Origin of the sequence: Gordonia sp. DT101, from assembly GCF_049844895.1 — a bacterium.
Taxonomy (GTDB): Bacteria; Actinomycetota; Actinomycetes; order Mycobacteriales; family Mycobacteriaceae; genus Gordonia.
On record NZ_JBNCLX010000002.1, the window covers coordinates 499,509 to 516,845 of the forward strand.

Genomic DNA, 17,337 nt, shown 5'->3' on the forward strand with positions numbered 1-17,337 from the left:
GCATGCAGACGAAAAACGGGGCCGGTCACCCTTCGGCGACCGGCCCCGATTCCCCTGTGAGAGATCAGGATTCGGAGGTATATCCCATCGGCATGAGGATCGCCTTGTGCTCGAGGTAGGACTCGAGTCCCTCGCGTCCGTTCTCGCGTCCGATACCCGAGTTCTTGTATCCGCCGAACGGCGACGCGGGATCGATGGCGTACCAGTTGATGCCGAGCGTGCCGGTGCGGATCTGCTTCGCGATCTCGACACCGCGCTCGACGTCGGCGGTCCAGATGGAGCCGGCCAAACCGTAATCGGAGTCGTTGGCGATGGCGATGGCCTCGTCGACCGTGTCGTAGGCGATGATGCTGATGACCGGGCCGAAGATCTCCTCCCGCGCGATCGTCATGTCGTTGGTGACGCCGGTGAAGATCGTCGGGGTGACGTAGAAGCCGTTGTCGAGGCCTTCCGGACGGCCGCCCTCGAGCACTGCGGTGGCGCCCTCTTCCTTGCCCTTGGCCGCGTAACCCTCGACCTTGTCCCGCTGCTTGGCGGTGATGATCGGTCCGAGGCCGGTGCCCTCTGCGGTCGGCAGACCCGGAGTGAAGGTCTTGGCGGTCTCGACCATTGCGTCGACGATCTCGTCGTGGCGGGACCGGGGGACCAGGACACGGGTCTGCGCGACACATGCCTGACCGGCGTTGATCAGGCCGGCCGAGAACACCAGCATGTGGATGTTGGCCTCGAGCTCGACGTCGTCGAGGACGATCGCGGCCGACTTGCCCCCCAGCTCCAGCGAACAACGCTTGAGGTTCTCACCGCAGCGCGCGGCGATGGCGCGTCCGGCGACAGTCGAGCCGGTGAAGGTGATCTTGTCGACGTCGGGGTGCTCCACGAGTGCCTGGCCGGCAGCGACGGCACCCGGGACGACCGAGATGACGCCTTCCGGGACGCCGGCGTCGACGAAGAGCTGTGCGAGCAGGTTCGCGTTGAGCGGTGTCTCCGGCGCGGGCTTGAGAACGATCGAGCAGCCGGCGGCGAGCGCCGGGCCGAACTTGTTGCACAGCAGGAACAGCGGGACGTTCCATGCGATGATCGCGCCGACGACACCGACGGCCTCGCGGGTCACCAGCGTCTCGCCGAACAGCCCGGCGCGCTTTTCCTCCCACGGGAACTCGGTGGTCGCGGCAGCGTACCCCTGCAGCACGCCGGTGCCGGCCAGCCCTTGGAGGGTGGTGACATCGGTGGGGGTGGCGCCCATCTCGGCGGAGACCAGGCTGCTGATCTCGCCCATGCGCTCGTTGATCAGATCTGCTGCGCGGTTCAGGACGGCGGCTCGATCGGCCGGTGCGGTGTCGCGCCAGACACCCGACGCGAACGCGGCCCGGGCGGCCTTGACCGCGGTGTCGACATCGACCTCGTCGGCGAGCGGTACGGAACCGACCCGCTCCCCGGTGGCGGGCGAGAACACCTCGAGCGTCTCGGTCGAATGCGGATCCACCCACTGTCCACCGATGAACAGTTGCGGTTGGTCGCCGGCGCCGACCAGGTCGGATGCCGGACGGGACTCGACGGTCTCGGTCATAGATGTGCTCCTGAGTGGTGGTGTGAACTACTCCACAACCGATACTAGAACACGTTCTAACTTCGGGGCCAGGGGCGGTCGCCACCTGCGCCGACCGAAGCCGGATTTTCGCACCCGGCAGATGTCAGCGGCCGAAGCGGATCATCGCCGTGAGTCCCTCGACGACGTCGTCGAGAACAGAGATCTGCTCCGGCACGGTGTCGCACTCGAGCAGTTGCTGCCGGTCGGCCGGGCCGATGGGCAGCCGGATGGCCCACTCGAACAGGCCGTGTTCGGCGAGGTCGGCGACGTCGAATTCGGGGAGGCCGACGGGCACCGACTCGGGTCGGGTGGTGGCGACCTCGTCGACGAAGGCGCGCAGCGCGAGGCCGAGTTCGATCACCCTGGCATGGTCGGCGGGACCGATCCGAGGTTCCGGGAGGACCTCGGTGACGGCCCTCGGATACGGATCGTCGGGGAGCCACTCGGTGACCCGGATTCGCGCGGCGCCGGTGCAGGTGAGCGACGCCCGGCCGTCGGGTTGGCGCATCAGGTTCTCGATGTGGGCGAAGGTGCCCACATCGTGCCGGACGTCGCCGCCGCCCACCTCGTGGCCACGTGCGATCAGCACGACGCCGAATCCCGCGTCGCGGGGGGTCGCCGCAGTCGATTCCTGGTCGTCGCCGTCGAGGCAGTCTTCGAGCATCTGCCGGTATCGCGGCTCGAAGATCCGCAAGGGCAGCGGCTCACCGGGCAGCAACGCGGTTCCCAGCGGGAACATCGGCGTGCCCGAGGCGCGCGGCACGCCTGTCAGGCGCTGGGTTTGGCGTCGAGTACGACCTCGAACTCGAGCAGATCGGCTCCGCTCGCCACCGGCTTCGCACGCTCGCCCGAGTGTGCCTCCTTCGCCGGGCCCGACGCCCACGCCTGGAAGTCCTCTTCGGATTCCCACTGGGTGACCACGAAGTACCGGTCGTCGCCCTTCACCGGGCGCAGCAACTGGAATCCGAGGAATCCCTTGGAGCCGTCGACCGAGTGGGCACGATTCGCGAATCGCTTCTCGAGTTCCGGTCCGGCGCCCTCGGGTACCGAAATCGCATTGATCTTCACAACTGCCATGGGACCCACCCTACTGGCATGCTGGAGTGGGATATCGACAGTTCAACGCCCCGCAGATATGTCGCAGTGGAGGTGTCATGGCACGCGGAAGACTGGAACCGGGACCCGATCACCCGATCACGGTGTCGCCGACGGATGATCGTGTCGTCGTCCGGGTCGGCGACACCGTCGTCGCACGGACGGCGGATGCGCTCACCCTGCGCGAGGCGGAGTACCCGCCCGTGCAGTACCTACCCCGGCAATCGGTGGACCCGTCGTTGCTCCGCGAGAGCGCGACCACCACCTTCTGCCCGTACAAGGGTGAGTGCAATTACTACGACCTCACCCTCGGTGCCGAGGTACTGACCGACGCGGTCTGGGTCTACCGATCCCCGTACGACGCCGTCGCACCGATCGCCGACCATGTCGCGTTCTATCCGGGTCGCGTGTCGGTCGACGTCGACGCGGCGTCGGGCTGATCGGCGGCTGCTGCCATACCCTTCAGCCGTGACCGCCACTCGAACCGCGACGCCTGCGGAGACCGGGGCCGCAGACATCGGCCTGCTCGATCACGGCGGACCCACCGACTCCGACGGTCAGCCGGTCCGCGGTGTCGGCCCGATCGTCCTGCTGCACGGCCTGATGGGGCGCGGACGCACGTGGCGACGACAGATCCCGTGGCTGCGTCGCCACGGTCGCGTCTTCACTCTCGACGCCGCCTTCCACACCGGCGCCGACGTGGAGGCGCCCGACGATCCCGCGGAGCTGAGCACCGAGCGATTCGTCACCGATCTGGCCGAGGTCCTGATCTGGATCGACCAGGGCCCCGCGGTCCTGGTGGGACATTCGATGGGCGCGCTGCACGCCTGGTGCACCGCGGCCGCCTACCCGGAGATGGTGTCGGCGTTGGTGATCGAAGACATGGCGCCGGACTTCCGCGGACGCACCACCCGGAACTGGACCCCCTGGTTCGACAGCTGGCCCGACCGGTTCGCATCGATGTCGCATGCACAGGAGATGTTCGGCGAGGTCGCCGGCCGCTACTTCTACGAGGCCTTCGACGACGGCCGGTTGCACGGCAGCCTGGCCATCTGGTCAGAGATCGCCGAGGAGTGGGGCGGTCGCGAGTTCTGGTCGGAATGGAGTTCGGTGCGGGTACCGTCGCTCGTGATCGAGGCCGAACACTCGGTGACACCACCCGGGCAGATGCGGACCATGTGTTCGGCCCGCAGCGCAGCGCAGTACCTACGTGTGCCGGACGCCGGACACCTGGTGCACGACGACGCCCCGGACATCTATCGCGGTGCGGTGGAGGCGTTTCTGGCCGGAATGCCGACCACCTCGGCCGGCTGGGTCATCAATTCGCCTCCCCTGCAAGACAAAACCGACCGTCGTCGGTGAGCTCCACCAGTCCGTCGGTCAGTAGCGAATCGAGGGCACGGTCGCGTTGGGCGGTGTCGGTGGTCCACACCGTGTCCAGGCGGGCCCGGACCACCGGATGGTCGGTACCGCGCAGGACGTCGAGCAGAAGTCCCCGGACCTGCCGGTCGGTGCCGGCGAACTTCTGTACCTTGCGGGCGGGGCCGGTGTGGGCCGGCCGGCCGAGGCGTATCCAGGTGCAGTCGGGGAGCGGGCACTCGTCGCACCGCGGGCTGCGGGCCGTGCACACGAGGGCCCCGAGTTCCATCAGTGCGGCGGAGAACCGTGGCGCGGCGGCGTCGACGGAGCCGTCGGTGCTGTGCGGTAGGAGAGCGGTGGCGTCGGCGAGGTCGCCACGAGAGGGATTGCCCGGCTGTTCGCGTCCGTGCACCGCCCGGGCGATGACCCGCCGAACATTCGTGTCCACCACCGGAACCGCCTGCCCATAGGCGAAACACGCGACCGCGCGGGCGGTGTAGTCGCCGATGCCGGGGAGCGTCAACATCGTCTCCACGTCGTCGGGGACGCGATCGTCGTGCTGTTCGGCGAGCACGGTCGCGCATTCGTGAAGCCGCAGCGCCCGCCGCGGGTAGCCGAGCTTGCCCCACGCACGGAGCACTTCGCCGGGTGACGCAGCCGCCATCGCCGACGGCACCGGCCACCGTTCGATCCATTCGCGCCACGGCCCGACGACGCGCGAGACGGGGGTCTGCTGCAACATGATCTCGCTGATCAGGATCTGCCAGCCCGACAACCCCGGCTCACGCCAGGGCAGATCGCGCTCGTGGAGGTCGAACCAGCCGAGCAGAACGGCCGGTGGCACACTAGTGGACATGAGCCAAGTGACGCCGACCGAGGCCTGGAAGATCCTGCAGGAAGGGAACGATCGGTTCGTTGCCGGTGAGTCTCAACATCCCAAACAGGGTATCGAGGATCGGGAGCGTCTGACGTCGGGACAGCACCCGCATGTGGTGCTCTTCGGCTGCTCGGATTCGCGTCTCTCGGCCGAGATCATCTTCGATCAGGGTCTCGGCGACATGTTCGTGGTCCGCACGGCGGGGCAGGTCATCGACTCGGCGGTGCTGGGCTCGCTGGAGTTCGCCGCCGAGGTGCTCGAGGTGCCGCTGATCGCCATCCTCGGCCACGACAGCTGCGGGGCGGTCAAGGCCACCCTCAACGCCCTCGACAACCTGCAGATCCCCGGCGGCTACATCCGCGAACTCGTCGAGAAGGTGAGCCCGAGCATCCTGGCCGGCCGCAGCGAGGGGCTGACCCGTGTCGACGAGTTCGAGGCGCGCCACGTCCTGGAGACCGGTAAGCAGTTGATGGAACGCAGCCGCATCATCGCGGATCGGGTCGCCGACGGCCGCCTCGCGATCGTGGGGCTGACCTATCAGCTGGGCGAGGGACGCGCGCAGGTGCGCGGCGTGATCGGTCAGCTCGACGGTATCGAGACCGTCGACGCCTGACGCGCTCGTCGGGCCGGTGCGCGCGACGGGGGGTGCGGGGCTGAACCCTGACTTTAGACTTTTGGCCGGTCAGGTGCTGTTTGTGCGACACGCCGAGCGCGGTCGGACACGGCGTCAACAGGGGCCGTTAGCGTGGGTTCCGTGATCGAACCGCAAGGCCCGCTACCACCTGAGATCTATTGGCGACGTCGTATCGTCGCCATCGGTGGTGGCGCCGTCGCGCTTGCGTTGATCATCGGTCTCATCATCTGGGCCACCGGGAGCAACGGCGACGATCCGTCGAATGCGGCGGCCGCCTCGTCGGTCGCGTCGTCCACGGCGTATTCGAGCGAGCCGACAGCCGAGTCGTCCGATCCGTCGGCGAGTGGTCAGGTCTCCGGCGGCGGAACCGGTGGCGGAACCGACAGCAGCTCCAGCAACGGAGTGCCAGGCGAGGCCGCGGCCGGCGCCAGTGGATCGGTGGCCGCGTCGTCGGTGCCGTCTCCGAGTGGTGTCGCGCAGGCTCCGGGTCCGGTGCCGCCGTCCGGACTGTGCCCGGACGCGAACATCTCGGTGGTCCTGTACACCGACAAGCCGACCTACAGCACGGGTGACCAGCCGGTCTTCACGATCGTCACCACCAACGCCGGACTCACCGACTGCACCCGCGACGTGGGCAAGGCCGCGCAGGACGTCGTGGTCCGCACCCTCGACGGCACCCGGACCCTCTGGTCGGCGCGCGACTGCTCGCCGCTGCAGACGGTCAACAACGTGAATCTCAAACCCTCGCAGCAGGTGCGCGACACCATCACCTGGTCGGGCACCACGAGCAGCCCCGGCTGCGACAAGCCGCGCGTGCCGATCGCGGTCGGGGCTTACCAGGCCATCGGGAAGGTCGGGGAGAAGGAGTCCGCGCCGATCACGTTCAACGTGGTGGCGCCGGCGCAGCCCTGAGTCCCTCGATTCGGTAGCAATAATCCGCGGTGAGCGCGGGTTATTGCTACGAAATCGGTCAGGTGGTCGCGCGCACCACGAGTTCCACCGGCAGCCGGACGGTCTCCGGCTCCCGGCCGGCCACCAGATCGAGCAACCGTCGAGCCGCCGTCGCACCGATCTCATGCGCCGGAGACCGGACGGTCGTGAGCGGGACCGGCAGTTGCGCGACGACGGGGATGTCGTTGTAGCCGACCAGTGCCAGATCGTCGGGGATGCGCAGTCCGAGGTCGCGGGCGACACCCATGACGCCGATGGCGATGGTGTCGGACACCGTGAAGATGGCGGTGGGCCGCGTGGGTGAGTCGAGCAGGGCCCGGCCGGCCGCGATGCCGCCGTCGACCTCGAATGTGGAGTGCATGATCCGGTCCGCCCGGAGCTCTACGGACGCGTTGCCGAGTTCGGCCCGGAATCCCTCGAGTCGGTCGCCCGCGGTGGTGGCATGGCGTGGACCGGCGACGACGGCGATGTCGGTGTGCCCGCGGTCGAGCAGATGCCGGGCGGCCAGTCGGCCGCCGGTGATGTCGTCGCCGCCGACGAAGGGCAGTCCGGACTCGGCGTGGCGCGTGACGGCGAGCATCGGGACGTTGCCGATGCGGAGCGCGTCGATGAACGGCCGCCCCGGGTTGTGCAGGCTGCTCAGCAGCAGGCCGTCCACCTGGCGGCCAACGAGTAGCTCGATGGCGCGACGTTGGGCGTCGAGATCGTCGGGTGGGCTCGACAGCAGGACGGAGTACCCGGCACGGGACGCGGCCTCCTCGATGCCCTGATATGTCGTCGCGACCACCCCGTCGGTGAGGCGGGTCATCACCACTCCGAGGGTGGTGGTCTTGCGCGTGCGCAGGCTGGCCGCCCAGAGGTTGGGCTGGTAGCCGAGTTCCGCCGCCACCCGCCGGACTCGCAGCGCCGATTCCGACCATCCGTCGGCGGGCTCGGTCTGACGCAGGATGCGGGAGGCGGACGACACATGCACGCCCGCGCGTTCGGCGATCTCCTTCAGCGTCGGCGCGCGGTTTCCGTCACGCATGCGCACGCACCTCCCTCCGGCCGGATGTGGGTTGACGAACTCGTCCCGGCAGCCCTACATTAGTCGATGCAAACGTTCTTGCAATCGTTCTCGCAAACCCGGAGGAACCGATGTCCCGACCGCAGACCCTGAGCCAGCTCTTCGCCCTCGATTCGCTTCTCGAGCCGGAGGAGATCGCGATCCGGGACACGGTCCGGAAGTTCGCCGACGAGCGCCTGCGTCCGTATGTCGCGGACTGGTTCGAGGAGGCGAAGCTGCCTGCCCGCGACATCGCGAAGGAACTCGGCTCACTCGGCGCGCTCGGCATGCATCTCGAGGGCTACGGCTGCCCGGGGCTCAGCGCGACGACCTACGGTCTCGCCTGCCTCGAACTCGAGGCGGTCGACTCGGGTATCCGCAGTCTCGTCTCGGTGCAGGGCTCGCTGGCCATGTTCTCGATTCACCACTGGGGCAGCGAGGAGCAGAAGCAGGAGTGGCTGCCGCGGATGGCCGCCGGCGACGCGATCGGGTGCTTCGGTCTGACCGAACCCGACTTCGGGTCGAACCCCGCCGGGATGCGCACGCACGCCAAACGCGACGGCGACGACTGGGTGCTCAACGGCACCAAGATGTGGATCACCAACGGATCGATCGCGGACGTCGCGGTGGTGTGGGCACATACCGATCTCGCCGACGGTGCGGCCGGCATCCGCGGGTTCGTGGTGCCGACGGACACGCCGGGCTTCTCGGCCCCCGAGATCCACAAGAAGGTCTCGCTGCGCGCATCGGTCACGTCCGAGCTGGTGCTCGACGGTGTCCGTCTGCCGCAGTCGGCGATGCTGCCGGAGGCGCAGGGACTCCGCGGTCCGCTCACGAGTCTCGGTGAGGCGCGCTTCGGGATCATCTTCGGCTCCATGGGCGCCGCACGGGATTGCCTCGAGGTCGCGGTCGACTACTCGCAGACACGTGAGGTGTTCGACAAGCCGCTCGCCGGATACCAGCTGACCCAGGCCAAGATCGCCGACATGGCGCTCGAGGTGGGCAAGGGACACCTGCTGGCCTATCACCTCGGCCGCCTCAAGGATCGCGGCGAGATCACCCCCGAGCAGGTCAGCACCGGCAAGCTCAACAACGTACGTGAGGCGATCGCAATCGCGCGCGAGTGCCGAACCATCCTGGGCGCCAACGGCATCACCCTCGAATACCCGGTGATCCGCCACGCCAACAATCTCGAGTCCGTGCTCACCTACGAGGGCACCTCCGAGGTCCATCAGCTGACCATCGGCAAGGCGCTCACCGGCGAAGGCGCTTTCCGGTGAGTGGTTCGCTCGGCGACGACGCGGGCGGAGCGCTCGGCGGGCTGGTGATCGCCGACTTCGGCCGGGTGCTCGCCGGCCCCTACGCGACGATGCTGCTCGCCGACCTCGGCGCCGAGGTGATCAAGATCGAGCGACCCGGCTCGGGCGACGACACCCGCAGCTGGGGGCCGCCATGGGTCGGCGGTCCGGAAGCTGTTGAGTCGTCGTACTTCCTGTCGGTGAACCGTAACAAGCGGTCGGTCGCCCTCGACCTCACCGACCCGGACGGTCTCTCCGAGGCCCGACGAATCGTCGAGCGGGCCGACGTCGTCGTCGAGAACTTTCTGCCGGGGACGATGGACCGGTTGGGTCTGGGTTACGACGCTGTGCGCGAGTCCAACCCGGACATCGTCTACTGCTCGGTGACGGGGTTCGGTGGAGACAATCAGCTCCCCGGATACGACCTGCTCATCCAGGCCGTCGGCGGTTTGATGAGCATCACGGGTCCCGACCCCGACCGCCCGACCAAGGTCGGCGTCGCGATGGTCGACGTCATCACCGGATTGCATGCTGCGGTGGGCATTCTCGCGGCGTTGCGCCATCGAGATCGCACCGGCGAGGGACAGCGGATCGAGGTCAATCTGCTCTCGTCGTTGCTCTCGGCGCTGGTCAATCAGACATCGGGATATGTGGCGGCGGGGGTGGTGCCGCACGCCATGGGCAATCGGCATCCGAGCATCGCGCCCTACGAGGTCTTCGACACCGCCGACCGGCCACTGGTCCTCGCGGTCGGCAACGACCGTCAATTCGCCGCGCTCGTCGACGTTCTCGGCGGGCCGGAGCTGGCCTCGGACCCGCGTTTCGCCACCAACTCCGATCGGGTGGCCCATCGCACCGGGCTCGTCGACATCCTGAACTCGCTTCTCGCACAGGACACCGCCGACAACTGGTTCGCCAGGCTCACCGGTGCTCGCGTGCCCTGCGGGCCGCTCAACGACATCGCCGACGCGATCGCGCTCGCCGAGCGACTCGGCCTCGCGCCGGTGGTGACCATCGACGACCCGCGACGTGACTCGCCGATCCGGCAGGTGGCCAACCCGATCCGGATGAGCACGACCCCGGCGACCTACCGGTCGGCGCCACCCCGCCTCGACGAACACGATCCGCTCGTCGACGCCGTCTGAGCTGTTCGCCCGTGCTCTACTCGTATCGCTCGATGCTGCTCTCGGCCAGCCGGGACAATCCCTCACGGATGTGGCGGGCCCAGATGCTGCCGATGCCCTCGACGGCCTGGAGGTCGGCGGCGCTCGTCGCGAGCAGGGCCTGCAGCGTCCCGAAGCTACGCACCAGACGGTCGATGTGCGCGAACTGCAGACGTGAGATCCGCGCCAGGAGCCGGTAACCGCGCGGGCTCATCGCGGTGTCCTGGGCCTCGATGGTGGTCGGATACCCGAAAGCGCCCGCGAGCAGCGTGAGGTCGAGGAGATCGGCGTCGGACAACTGCTCGATGCTCTCGAGCGCCTGCCGGACCTCCTCGGTGCGCGCCGGCTCCGGGCTCGCGTAGTAGTCACGGACCAGTAGTTCGCGCATGGTGTCGTTGTCGCTGATCAGCTCTTCGAGTTGCAGGCTCACCTGGCGGCCGTTCACACCGAGTTCGAGGACATATTCCTCGATCTCGACCGACACCCGCCGAACCATCTCCATGCGCTGTGCGGTTGACATGGCATCTCGCAGCATCACGTAGTCCTCGATCTCGGCCCGCGACAGTCCCGCGATGACCTCGTCGAGTCGGGTCTTGTACCGCTCGAGCGTCGCCAAGGCGACGTTGGCCCGCGACAGGATGGGGTCGGGGCTCTCGACCACGCGCCGCACGCCGTCGACGTAGACGCTCACGATCGACATCGACGCACTCACCGAGATCACGGGGTGGCCGATCTGGATGGCGGTGCGCTCGGCGGCACGATGTCGGGTACCCGACTCCTCGGTCGGAATCGACGGATCCGGCACGAGCTGGACATTCGCCCGCACGATCCGCTTGCCGTCGGTGGAGAGGACGACGGCCCCGTCCATCTTGGCGAGCTCGCGCAGACGTGTCGGGGCGAACTCGACGTCGAGGTGGAATCCGCCGTCGCAGATCTTCTCGACGTCGGAATCGTGGCCGAGGATGATCAAGGCGCCCGTCCCGCCGCGCAGGATGCGCTCGAGCCCATCGCGCAGACCGGTACCCGGGGCCACCCGTGCCAGGGTCTCCCTGGTCAGCTCCGACTTCGCGATCTCGGCCATCATGCCCTTTCCGGTCCCACCTCGTCGCATGGGTGACACCGCGTACGGACTAGGGTATCGGGACGTGAAGAGCGGTTTTGTGGTGCCCACCGACCTGGACCCCATCGAGCGTCATCCCAAGGCCGTCCGGCCGGGTGAGCCGATGAGGATGCACAACCCGATGTGTTACGGGTGTGGCGAGGATTCCCCGCACGGTCTGCATCTCGAGATGTATGCCGGGGAGGACTTCACGGTCACCGCGTCGATGACCGTCGAGACCCACTTCGAGGGTGGCCCCGGCGTGTTGCACGGCGGCATCCTGACCACGGCCTTCGACGACGTGATGGGGATGGCGCCGCTGCTCGTCGGGCCGTCGGCGGTCACCGTGCACATCGAGGTCGACTTCCTCCGACCCATCCCGGTCGGATCGACCCTGGAGTTCCGCGCGACATTGCTCGGGCGGCAACGCCGCAAGCTCTACACCGAGGGCGTTGCGCACATCGGTGACCCCGATCAGCCGGTCGCGGCGGCCCACGCCATCTTCGTGTCGATCAACGCCCGCGAACACTTCGCCGAGCACATCGGCAAGAGTCAGCTCTCCGACGAGTACAAACAACGACTGTCGCGTCCCTGAGCCCGTTCAGAACGGCGCGTCGACCACACTCGCCAGTCCGGCACGGACTGCCTGCTCGAGGTCGCCGACGCGGGTGACCCGGATCCCCGACGGCAGGTTCTCGTCGGTACCCGCCGGGATGATCGCGTGGCGGAAACCGAGCCGTCGGGCCTCGGTCACCCGCCTCGCCACCGCGGACACCCGCCGCACCTCGCCGGCGAGCCCGACCTCGCCGATCGCCACCGTGGTGTGCGGGATGGGGGTGTTGTCGAGAACCGAACTCACCGACAGCGCGATCGCGAGATCCGCGGCCGGCTCGGTGACGCGCATCCCGCCGACGGTCGCGAGGTAGACCTCCTGGTCGTTGAGGGGCGCACCGAGCCGGGCCTGCAGCACGGCCAGCACCATCGCCACGCGCGCCGAGTCCAGGCCGGAGACGGCACGCCGGGGAGTCGCCATGGTGCTCTTGTTGGCGAGCGCCTGGATCTCGCCGACCAGCGCGCGTTTGCCGTCCATCGTGACCATGGTGGTCGAACCCGTGACGTCGGCGTCGCGCTGATGGAGGAAGATCCCGGACGGGTCGGGTACCTGATGGATCCCGTCGTCGCGCTGCTCGAAGCAACCGACCTCGTCGGCGGCGCCGAAGCGGTTCTTGATGCCGCGCACCATCCGGAGGCTGGAATGCTTGTCGCCCTCGAAGGACAGGACGACGTCGACCAGATGCTCGAGCGAGCGAGGACCGGCGACCGCCCCGTCTTTGGTGACGTGCCCGACGAGTACCACGGCGATCCCGCGGTTCTTGGCCATCGACACCAATGCCGTTGTCACCGCACGGATCTGGGTGACGCCGCCGGTGACGCCGTCGGTTCCGGTCGCGACGACCGTCTGGACCGAATCCACGACGACGAGTGACGGATTCACCTCGTCGACGTGGCCGAGGATGGTCGCGAGGTCGGATTCGGCCGCGAGATAGACGTTCTCGTGGACCGCGTCGGTGCGCTCGGCGCGCATCCGGACCTGGCCGGCCGACTCCTCGCCGGTGAGATAGAGGGCCTTCTGGCCGCGGTGTGCCCAGTGTTTGACCGTCTCGAGCAACAGGGTCGACTTGCCGACACCCGGCTCGCCCGCGAGCAGGATCACCGATCCGGGCACCACGCCACGCCCGAGGACGCGGTCGAGTTCTTCGATGCCGGTGGGGATCGCCACCGACGCGTTGGCATCGATCTCGGTGATCGGCCGGGCCGGGCTGGTGGGCGTGACGCCGCCGACCGCATTGCCACGGCCACCGATCGTCGTGGCGGCCTCGTCGACCGTGCCCCATTCGCCGCAGTCCGGGCAGCGACCCACCCATTTTGCGACGGAATGCCCGCAGGCGCTGCAGCGGAAGGACGACTTCGGTTTGGCCACCCGGTCAGCCTAGTGAGGGCCCCCGACAGCCGTGCGAAGCGTGACAGCCGAGAGGAGAGCGACAGCCGAGAGAAGAGCTCAGTGCTCGACGGGCGGGGCCTCGGCCTGCCGGATCTTGTCCTGACGCGGCAGGGTGGTGCCCGAGTCGATCGGCGTGTCGACAGTGGCCTCGCCGGACTTCTCGAAGCGGAACTTCAGCGGCGTCGTGAGGCCGGGGGCGACCGAGTCGCCTGCTCCGGACAGCATCACCGTGAGGCGCTTCTCCTCGTCGGTGGACTGGACGTTCTCGGGTTCGAGCAGCCCGACGGGCTTGCCGGCACGAAGCGCCTGTCCCGCAGCGATACTCGTGTCACCGGCGATGGTGACCTTGCCGCCGGCTGGAGCGTCGATGGCGACCAGCCGGTCGTTGAGGACGGGGTCCACATTGCTGATCACGAACGAGATCTCGAACGGACCGCCGTTGCCGAACACCTCGTCGGCCTTGTCGGTCGGGTACATGATCTGCACGTTCCGCAGCTGCATCGAACCGACGTTCGCCAGGTTGCCGTTGACGGCGGGTTCCTGGCTCGCCGTCTGCGAGATCTGACCCGCACCGCACGCCGTGGTGCCGAGTGCGAGAGCGATGCCCGCCGCGGCGATCGCGGTCACCTTGGTCGTACGCCCCATGCGCGTACGGACAGCCGAACGCCGAGCGGTTTTCCGAAGCACTGACACCCGTTCCTCCCAGGTATTCGAAAGGCCGATACGCACATGCGTGAACCCTGCACTACGCAGCGTAGTGGGCGGCAACCGCAAAAGCCCGATCGGGTGTCGGATTGGTGCCGCCGGGGTTGGTGCGACGATGTGCCGGAGGGGGTTTCGGCAGTGCCTGTGTGTGGCCGATCACGGCCCGGTTTGTGCTGGTCCGTCGCCCCGCGAGGTGTGGCCGGAGCGCACGGTACAGCGCGTTGACCTGCACCGTTGTGTGGGCCCTCTCGGACGCCCGTGCTAGACTGGGTCTACTCGAAAGGGGCACGGAACATTGAATTTCAAAGTTGGCGACACCGTTGTCTACCCACATCACGGTGCTGCTCGGGTCGAGGACATCGTGACTCGGACCATCAAGGGCGAACAGATCGAATATCTCGTTCTCAAAGTTGCCGATGGTGACATGACCGTTCAGATCCCCTCGACAAAGCTGGAATACGTCGGCGTTCGTGACGTCGTCGGCGCAGAGGGGCTCGGTGAGGTTTTCGAGGTGCTTCGCGCCCCGCATACCGAAGAGCCCACCAACTGGGCGCGCCGGTTCAAGGCGAACCAGGAAAAGCTCATCTCGGGCGACATCATCAAGGTCGCCGAGATCGTTCGTGACCTGTGGCGTCGCGAACAGGACCGTGGACTGTCGGCCGGTGAGAAGCGCATGCTGACCCGTGCCCGTCGCGTCCTGGTCGACGAGCTGTCGCTGGCGCAGAACACCGACGACGAGAAGGCGACCAGCATTCTCGACGAGGTGCTGGCCGCGGCGTCCTGACCCGCTGAATTGCACGTGACTGACATCCCGGCGGCGCCGGAATGACGGTGAGTGTGGTCGTCCCGGCCGCGGGGTCTGGCACCCGGCTGGGTGAGGCGGTCCCGAAAGCCTTCGTCGATCTGGGTGGCGGAACGACCATTCTCGAACGCTGTGTCGACGGCATCCTGCGCGCAGGGGTTGCCGACACTGTCGTCGTGGTGGTTCCCGCCCACCTGATCGACGAGGCGACGCGCCTGGTCCCGAACGCCACGGTGGTCGCCGGTGGATCCCATCGGTCCGAGTCCGTCCGGGCAGGCATCGCCGGTACCGACTCCGACATCGTGCTGGTCCATGACGCCGCGCGTCCCTTCACGCCGCCCGACGTGTTCCATCGGGTCGTCGCCGCCGTGCGTCACGGACATCTCGCCGTGGTCCCCGGACTGCCGGTTGCCGACACACTCAAAGAGGTCGAACCGGTGGCGGCCGGGCCGGGCACCGGAGAACCGGTGATCCGAACCGTCGATCGCGAACGTCTCCGTGCCATCCAGACCCCACAGGGCTTCACCCGCGCGGCGCTGATGCAGGCTCATGCCGACGCCTCCGGACTCGCCACCGACGATGCGGGGCTCGCCGAGCGTGCCGGGATTCCGGTCCACGTGGTCGCCGGTGATCCGCTGGCCATGAAGATCACCACGCCCTGGGATCTCCGGATCGCACGTGACATCGTCGCGGAGACGTCCCCCGCTGGTCGAGTGGTCGACGAGCGTAGCGAGACGTTGCCTCCCGCTGGTCGAGTAGTCGACGAGCGTAGCGAGGAGACGTATCGAGACCACCTCACGGAGCCCCCCTCATGAGAGTCGGCATCGGTTCCGATGCGCACCGCGTCGACGCGGATGCGCCCTGCTGGATGGTCGGGCTGCACTTCCCCGATGCGCCCGGTTGCGAAGGCCATTCCGACGGTGACGTCGGCGCGCACGCCCTGTGTGACGCGGTGCTCTCGGCAGCCGGACTCGGCGATGTCGGCTCGGTGTTCGGGACAGGCCGTCCGGAATGGGCGGGCGTCTCCGGGGCGGCGATGCTGGAGCACGTTCGCCAACTCGTCACCGACGCCGGTTTCCACGTGGTGAACGCCGCGGTCCAGGTGATCGGCAACCAGCCGAAGATCGGACCTCGTCGTGACGAGGCCCAGCAGGTGCTGGGCGCGGCGCTCGGCGCACCCGTGTCGGTGTCGGCGACCACCACCGACGGGCTGGGCATGACCGGTCGAGGCGAGGGCGTGGCGGCGGTCGCGACCGCGTTGCTCGACTGACCCGGGAGCCACCGGGGCCGAATGGCGAATCTGACCAGGTAGGATTGCTCGTCGTGACCCTGCGCCTGTATGACACCGCGTCCCGAGAGGTGCGCGACTTCGTTCCGCTGCACCCCGGACACGCATCGGTGTACCTGTGCGGCGCCACCGTCCAGGGCGTGCCCCACATCGGTCATGTGCGCAGCGGGATCGCCTTCGACGTACTGCGGCGCTGGCTCGAACATCAGGGCCTCGACGTCCTGTTCGTCCGCAATGTCACCGACATCGACGACAAAATCCTCCGGAAGGCCGAGGACAACGGTCGTCCCTGGTGGGAGTGGGCGGCGACCCACGAGCGTGCTTTCGATTCCGCGTACGACGCACTGGGCGTGATCGCGCCGTCGGGCGAACCCCGGGCCACGGGATTCGTCACCCAGATGGTCGAGTACATGCAGCGGCTCATCGACCGCGGTCATGCCTACGAATCGGACGGCAACGTCTACTTCGACGTGCTGAGCCTGCCCGAGTACGGGTCGCTCTCCGGGCATCGACTCGACGACGTGCACCAGGGGGAGAGTGCGGGTACCGGCAAACGGGATTCGCGTGACTTCACCCTGTGGAAGGCGGCCAAGGCCGGCGAGCCGTCGTGGCCCACGCCGTGGGGGCCAGGACGTCCGGGCTGGCATCTCGAATGTTCCGCGATGGCCACCTCACTCCTCGGCCCGGAGTTCGACATCCACTGCGGTGGCATGGATCTGATCTTTCCGCACCACGAGAACGAGATCGCGCAGGCGCACGGCGCCGGAGATCCGTTCGCCCGCTACTGGTTGCACAACGGCTGGGTGACCATGGGCGGCGAGAAGATGAGCAAGTCGCTGGGCAACGTGGTGTCGATCCCGGCGATGCTGTCGCGGGTGCGCGCGGTGGAACTGCGTTATTACCTGGGCAGTGCGCACTACCGGTCGATGCTCGAATACTCCGACGGCGCTCTCACCGAGGCGGCCGCGGGATACCGGCGGGTCGAGTCCTTCGTCACGCGGGTGTCGTCGCGCGTGGGCGAGGTCGCGGTCGGGGAGGTCCCCACGGACTTCGCCGACGCACTCGACGACGATCTCGGCGTGCCGGCGGGGCTGGCAGTGGTGCACAACGTTGTGCGGCAAGGCAATACCGCACTCGAGTCGGGTGACGGACCCGGGGCGCTCGCGGCCGCGTCGTCGGTGCGCGCGATGATGGGCATCCTCGGAGTGGATCCGCTCGACGAACACTGGTCCGACGACAGTGCGGACGAGAGCGCGGCCACCACGGCGCTCGACGTCCTGGTGCGCGCCGAGTTGGAACGCAGGTCGCAGGCGCGCGCGGAAAAAGACTGGGCGACCGCGGATTCGGTCCGCGATCGACTCGCCGAGGCCGGTATCGAGGTCACGGACACACCAGATGGTGCGCAGTGGTCGCTGAAGGGAACGTCCTGAC

19 protein-coding genes are annotated in these 17,337 nt (G+C 68.0%); 11 read left to right on the top strand and 8 right to left on the bottom strand.

Annotated features, from left to right (window positions below):
- Window positions 1–64: 64 nt before the first annotated feature.
- The 3 genes from ACLQ3I_RS08865 to ACLQ3I_RS08875 form a co-directional block, all read right to left on the bottom strand.
- Window positions 65–1,567 (bottom strand): aldehyde dehydrogenase, encoded by a 1,503-nt coding sequence (locus ACLQ3I_RS08865; RefSeq protein WP_425801337.1) that lies wholly within the window; start codon window positions 1,565–1,567, stop codon window positions 65–67.
- Window positions 1,568–1,691: 124 nt separating this feature from the next.
- Complete coding sequence (locus tag ACLQ3I_RS08870) at window positions 1,692–2,327, bottom strand: LON peptidase substrate-binding domain-containing protein (RefSeq protein WP_425792830.1); 636 nt, start codon at window positions 2,325–2,327, stop codon at window positions 1,692–1,694.
- A gap of 29 nt (window positions 2,328–2,356) precedes the next feature.
- Window positions 2,357–2,665 carry an antibiotic biosynthesis monooxygenase family protein gene (locus ACLQ3I_RS08875; RefSeq protein ID WP_425792536.1) on the bottom strand — a complete coding sequence of 103 codons (309 nt, stop codon included), beginning with the start codon at window positions 2,663–2,665 and terminating at the stop codon, window positions 2,357–2,359.
- A gap of 77 nt (window positions 2,666–2,742) precedes the next feature.
- Between ACLQ3I_RS08875 and ACLQ3I_RS08880 the strand changes: the two genes are divergently transcribed.
- Together ACLQ3I_RS08880 and ACLQ3I_RS08885 are read left to right on the top strand one after the other, a co-directional pair.
- A complete protein-coding gene (locus ACLQ3I_RS08880) occupies window positions 2,743–3,123 on the top strand; it encodes a DUF427 domain-containing protein (RefSeq protein ID WP_425801340.1) in 381 nt (126 codons plus the stop codon).
- Between the two features lie 28 nt (window positions 3,124–3,151).
- Window positions 3,152–4,045, top strand: coding sequence for an alpha/beta fold hydrolase (locus ACLQ3I_RS08885; RefSeq protein WP_425801343.1), 894 nt, complete (start codon window positions 3,152–3,154; stop codon window positions 4,043–4,045).
- Here ACLQ3I_RS08885 and ACLQ3I_RS08890 read toward each other — a convergent pair.
- A complete protein-coding gene (locus ACLQ3I_RS08890) occupies window positions 4,002–4,898 on the bottom strand; it encodes an A/G-specific adenine glycosylase (RefSeq protein WP_425792538.1) in 897 nt (298 codons plus the stop codon). The two genes, ACLQ3I_RS08885 and ACLQ3I_RS08890, sit on opposite strands and share 44 nt — an antisense overlap.
- On the opposite strand from ACLQ3I_RS08890, the gene ACLQ3I_RS08895 reads away from it, so the two are divergent.
- Complete coding sequence (locus ACLQ3I_RS08895; protein ID WP_425792539.1) at window positions 4,897–5,532, top strand: carbonic anhydrase; 636 nt, start codon at window positions 4,897–4,899, stop codon at window positions 5,530–5,532. The genes ACLQ3I_RS08890 and ACLQ3I_RS08895 overlap by 2 nt on opposite strands.
- Before the next feature lie 141 nt (window positions 5,533–5,673).
- Entirely contained in the window at window positions 5,674–6,465 is a 792-nt protein-coding gene (locus tag ACLQ3I_RS08900; RefSeq protein ID WP_425801346.1) for a hypothetical protein, read from the top strand.
- 58 nt (window positions 6,466–6,523) lie between these two features.
- On the opposite strand, the gene ACLQ3I_RS08905 is transcribed toward ACLQ3I_RS08900, so the two are convergent.
- Window positions 6,524–7,531, bottom strand: coding sequence for a LacI family DNA-binding transcriptional regulator (locus tag ACLQ3I_RS08905; RefSeq protein WP_425801348.1), 1,008 nt, complete (start codon window positions 7,529–7,531; stop codon window positions 6,524–6,526).
- Window positions 7,532–7,641: 110 nt separating this feature from the next.
- Between ACLQ3I_RS08905 and ACLQ3I_RS08910 the strand changes: the two genes are divergently transcribed.
- Both ACLQ3I_RS08910 and ACLQ3I_RS08915 read left to right on the top strand, forming a co-directional pair.
- Entirely contained in the window at window positions 7,642–8,829 is a 1,188-nt protein-coding gene (locus tag ACLQ3I_RS08910) for an acyl-CoA dehydrogenase family protein (RefSeq protein ID WP_425792542.1), read from the top strand.
- Window positions 8,826–9,992, top strand: a complete 1,167-nt coding sequence (locus tag ACLQ3I_RS08915; RefSeq protein ID WP_425801350.1) for a CaiB/BaiF CoA transferase family protein — start codon at window positions 8,826–8,828, stop codon at window positions 9,990–9,992. Before ACLQ3I_RS08910 ends, ACLQ3I_RS08915 begins: the two co-directional genes overlap by 4 nt.
- A 16-nt stretch (window positions 9,993–10,008) precedes the next feature.
- Here ACLQ3I_RS08915 and disA read toward each other — a convergent pair whose 3' ends face one another.
- Window positions 10,009–11,094, bottom strand: coding sequence for a DNA integrity scanning diadenylate cyclase DisA (gene disA / locus ACLQ3I_RS08920; protein ID WP_425792832.1), 1,086 nt, complete (start codon window positions 11,092–11,094; stop codon window positions 10,009–10,011).
- 25 nt (window positions 11,095–11,119) lie between these two features.
- Here disA and ACLQ3I_RS08925 point away from each other — a divergent pair, with 25 nt between their 5' ends.
- Window positions 11,120–11,704, top strand: coding sequence for a PaaI family thioesterase (locus ACLQ3I_RS08925; RefSeq protein ID WP_425792544.1), 585 nt, complete (start codon window positions 11,120–11,122; stop codon window positions 11,702–11,704).
- A gap of 6 nt (window positions 11,705–11,710) precedes the next feature.
- On the opposite strand, the gene radA is transcribed toward ACLQ3I_RS08925, so the two are convergent.
- Window positions 11,711–13,090, bottom strand: coding sequence for a DNA repair protein RadA (gene radA, locus ACLQ3I_RS08930; protein WP_425792545.1), 1,380 nt, complete (start codon window positions 13,088–13,090; stop codon window positions 11,711–11,713).
- Between the two features lie 78 nt (window positions 13,091–13,168).
- The gene (locus tag ACLQ3I_RS08935; RefSeq protein WP_425792546.1) at window positions 13,169–13,756 is read right to left on the bottom strand and encodes a hypothetical protein; all 588 of its coding nucleotides are present in this window, start codon (window positions 13,754–13,756) and stop codon (window positions 13,169–13,171) included.
- Between the two features lie 355 nt (window positions 13,757–14,111).
- Here ACLQ3I_RS08935 and ACLQ3I_RS08940 point away from each other — a divergent pair, with 355 nt between their 5' ends.
- The 4 genes from ACLQ3I_RS08940 to cysS are packed head-to-tail and all read left to right on the top strand — an operon-like array spanning window position 14,112 to window position 17,336.
- The gene (locus ACLQ3I_RS08940; protein ID WP_161061799.1) at window positions 14,112–14,600 is read left to right on the top strand and encodes a CarD family transcriptional regulator; all 489 of its coding nucleotides are present in this window, start codon (window positions 14,112–14,114) and stop codon (window positions 14,598–14,600) included.
- Between the two features lie 41 nt (window positions 14,601–14,641).
- A complete protein-coding gene (ispD, locus tag ACLQ3I_RS08945; protein ID WP_425801353.1) occupies window positions 14,642–15,433 on the top strand; it encodes a 2-C-methyl-D-erythritol 4-phosphate cytidylyltransferase in 792 nt (263 codons plus the stop codon).
- The gene (ispF, locus tag ACLQ3I_RS08950) at window positions 15,430–15,888 is read left to right on the top strand and encodes a 2-C-methyl-D-erythritol 2,4-cyclodiphosphate synthase (RefSeq protein ID WP_425792548.1); all 459 of its coding nucleotides are present in this window, start codon (window positions 15,430–15,432) and stop codon (window positions 15,886–15,888) included. Before ispD ends, ispF begins: the two co-directional genes overlap by 4 nt.
- Before the next feature lie 53 nt (window positions 15,889–15,941).
- Window positions 15,942–17,336 carry a cysteine--tRNA ligase gene (cysS, locus tag ACLQ3I_RS08955; RefSeq protein ID WP_425792549.1) on the top strand — a complete coding sequence of 465 codons (1,395 nt, stop codon included), beginning with the start codon at window positions 15,942–15,944 and terminating at the stop codon, window positions 17,334–17,336.
- Window position 17,337 lies beyond the last annotated feature (1 nt).

Excerpts from the sequence above, each read along its gene's own strand:
- ACLQ3I_RS08865 (WP_425801337.1), bottom strand. The coding sequence starts at position 1,567 with ATGACCGAGACCGTCGAGTCCCGTCCGGCATCCGACCTGGTCGGCGCC.
- ACLQ3I_RS08870 (WP_425792830.1), bottom strand. The coding sequence starts at position 2,327 with ATGTTCCCGCTGGGAACCGCGTTGCTGCCCGGTGAGCCGCTGCCCTTG.
- ACLQ3I_RS08875 (WP_425792536.1), bottom strand. The coding sequence starts at position 2,665 with ATGGCAGTTGTGAAGATCAATGCGATTTCGGTACCCGAGGGCGCCGGA.
- ACLQ3I_RS08880 (WP_425801340.1), top strand. The coding sequence starts at position 2,743 with ATGGCACGCGGAAGACTGGAACCGGGACCCGATCACCCGATCACGGTG.
- ACLQ3I_RS08895 (WP_425792539.1), top strand. The coding sequence starts at position 4,897 with ATGAGCCAAGTGACGCCGACCGAGGCCTGGAAGATCCTGCAGGAAGGG.
- ACLQ3I_RS08890 (WP_425792538.1), bottom strand. The coding sequence starts at position 4,898 with ATGTCCACTAGTGTGCCACCGGCCGTTCTGCTCGGCTGGTTCGACCTC.
- ACLQ3I_RS08905 (WP_425801348.1), bottom strand. The coding sequence starts at position 7,531 with ATGCGTGACGGAAACCGCGCGCCGACGCTGAAGGAGATCGCCGAACGC.
- ACLQ3I_RS08910 (WP_425792542.1), top strand. The coding sequence starts at position 7,642 with ATGTCCCGACCGCAGACCCTGAGCCAGCTCTTCGCCCTCGATTCGCTT.
- disA (WP_425792832.1), bottom strand. The coding sequence starts at position 11,094 with ATGATGGCCGAGATCGCGAAGTCGGAGCTGACCAGGGAGACCCTGGCA.
- ACLQ3I_RS08925 (WP_425792544.1), top strand. The coding sequence starts at position 11,120 with ATGGGTGACACCGCGTACGGACTAGGGTATCGGGACGTGAAGAGCGGT.
- ACLQ3I_RS08935 (WP_425792546.1), bottom strand. The coding sequence starts at position 13,756 with ATGGGGCGTACGACCAAGGTGACCGCGATCGCCGCGGCGGGCATCGCT.
- ispD (WP_425801353.1), top strand. The coding sequence starts at position 14,642 with ATGACGGTGAGTGTGGTCGTCCCGGCCGCGGGGTCTGGCACCCGGCTG.
- ispF (WP_425792548.1), top strand. The coding sequence starts at position 15,430 with ATGAGAGTCGGCATCGGTTCCGATGCGCACCGCGTCGACGCGGATGCG.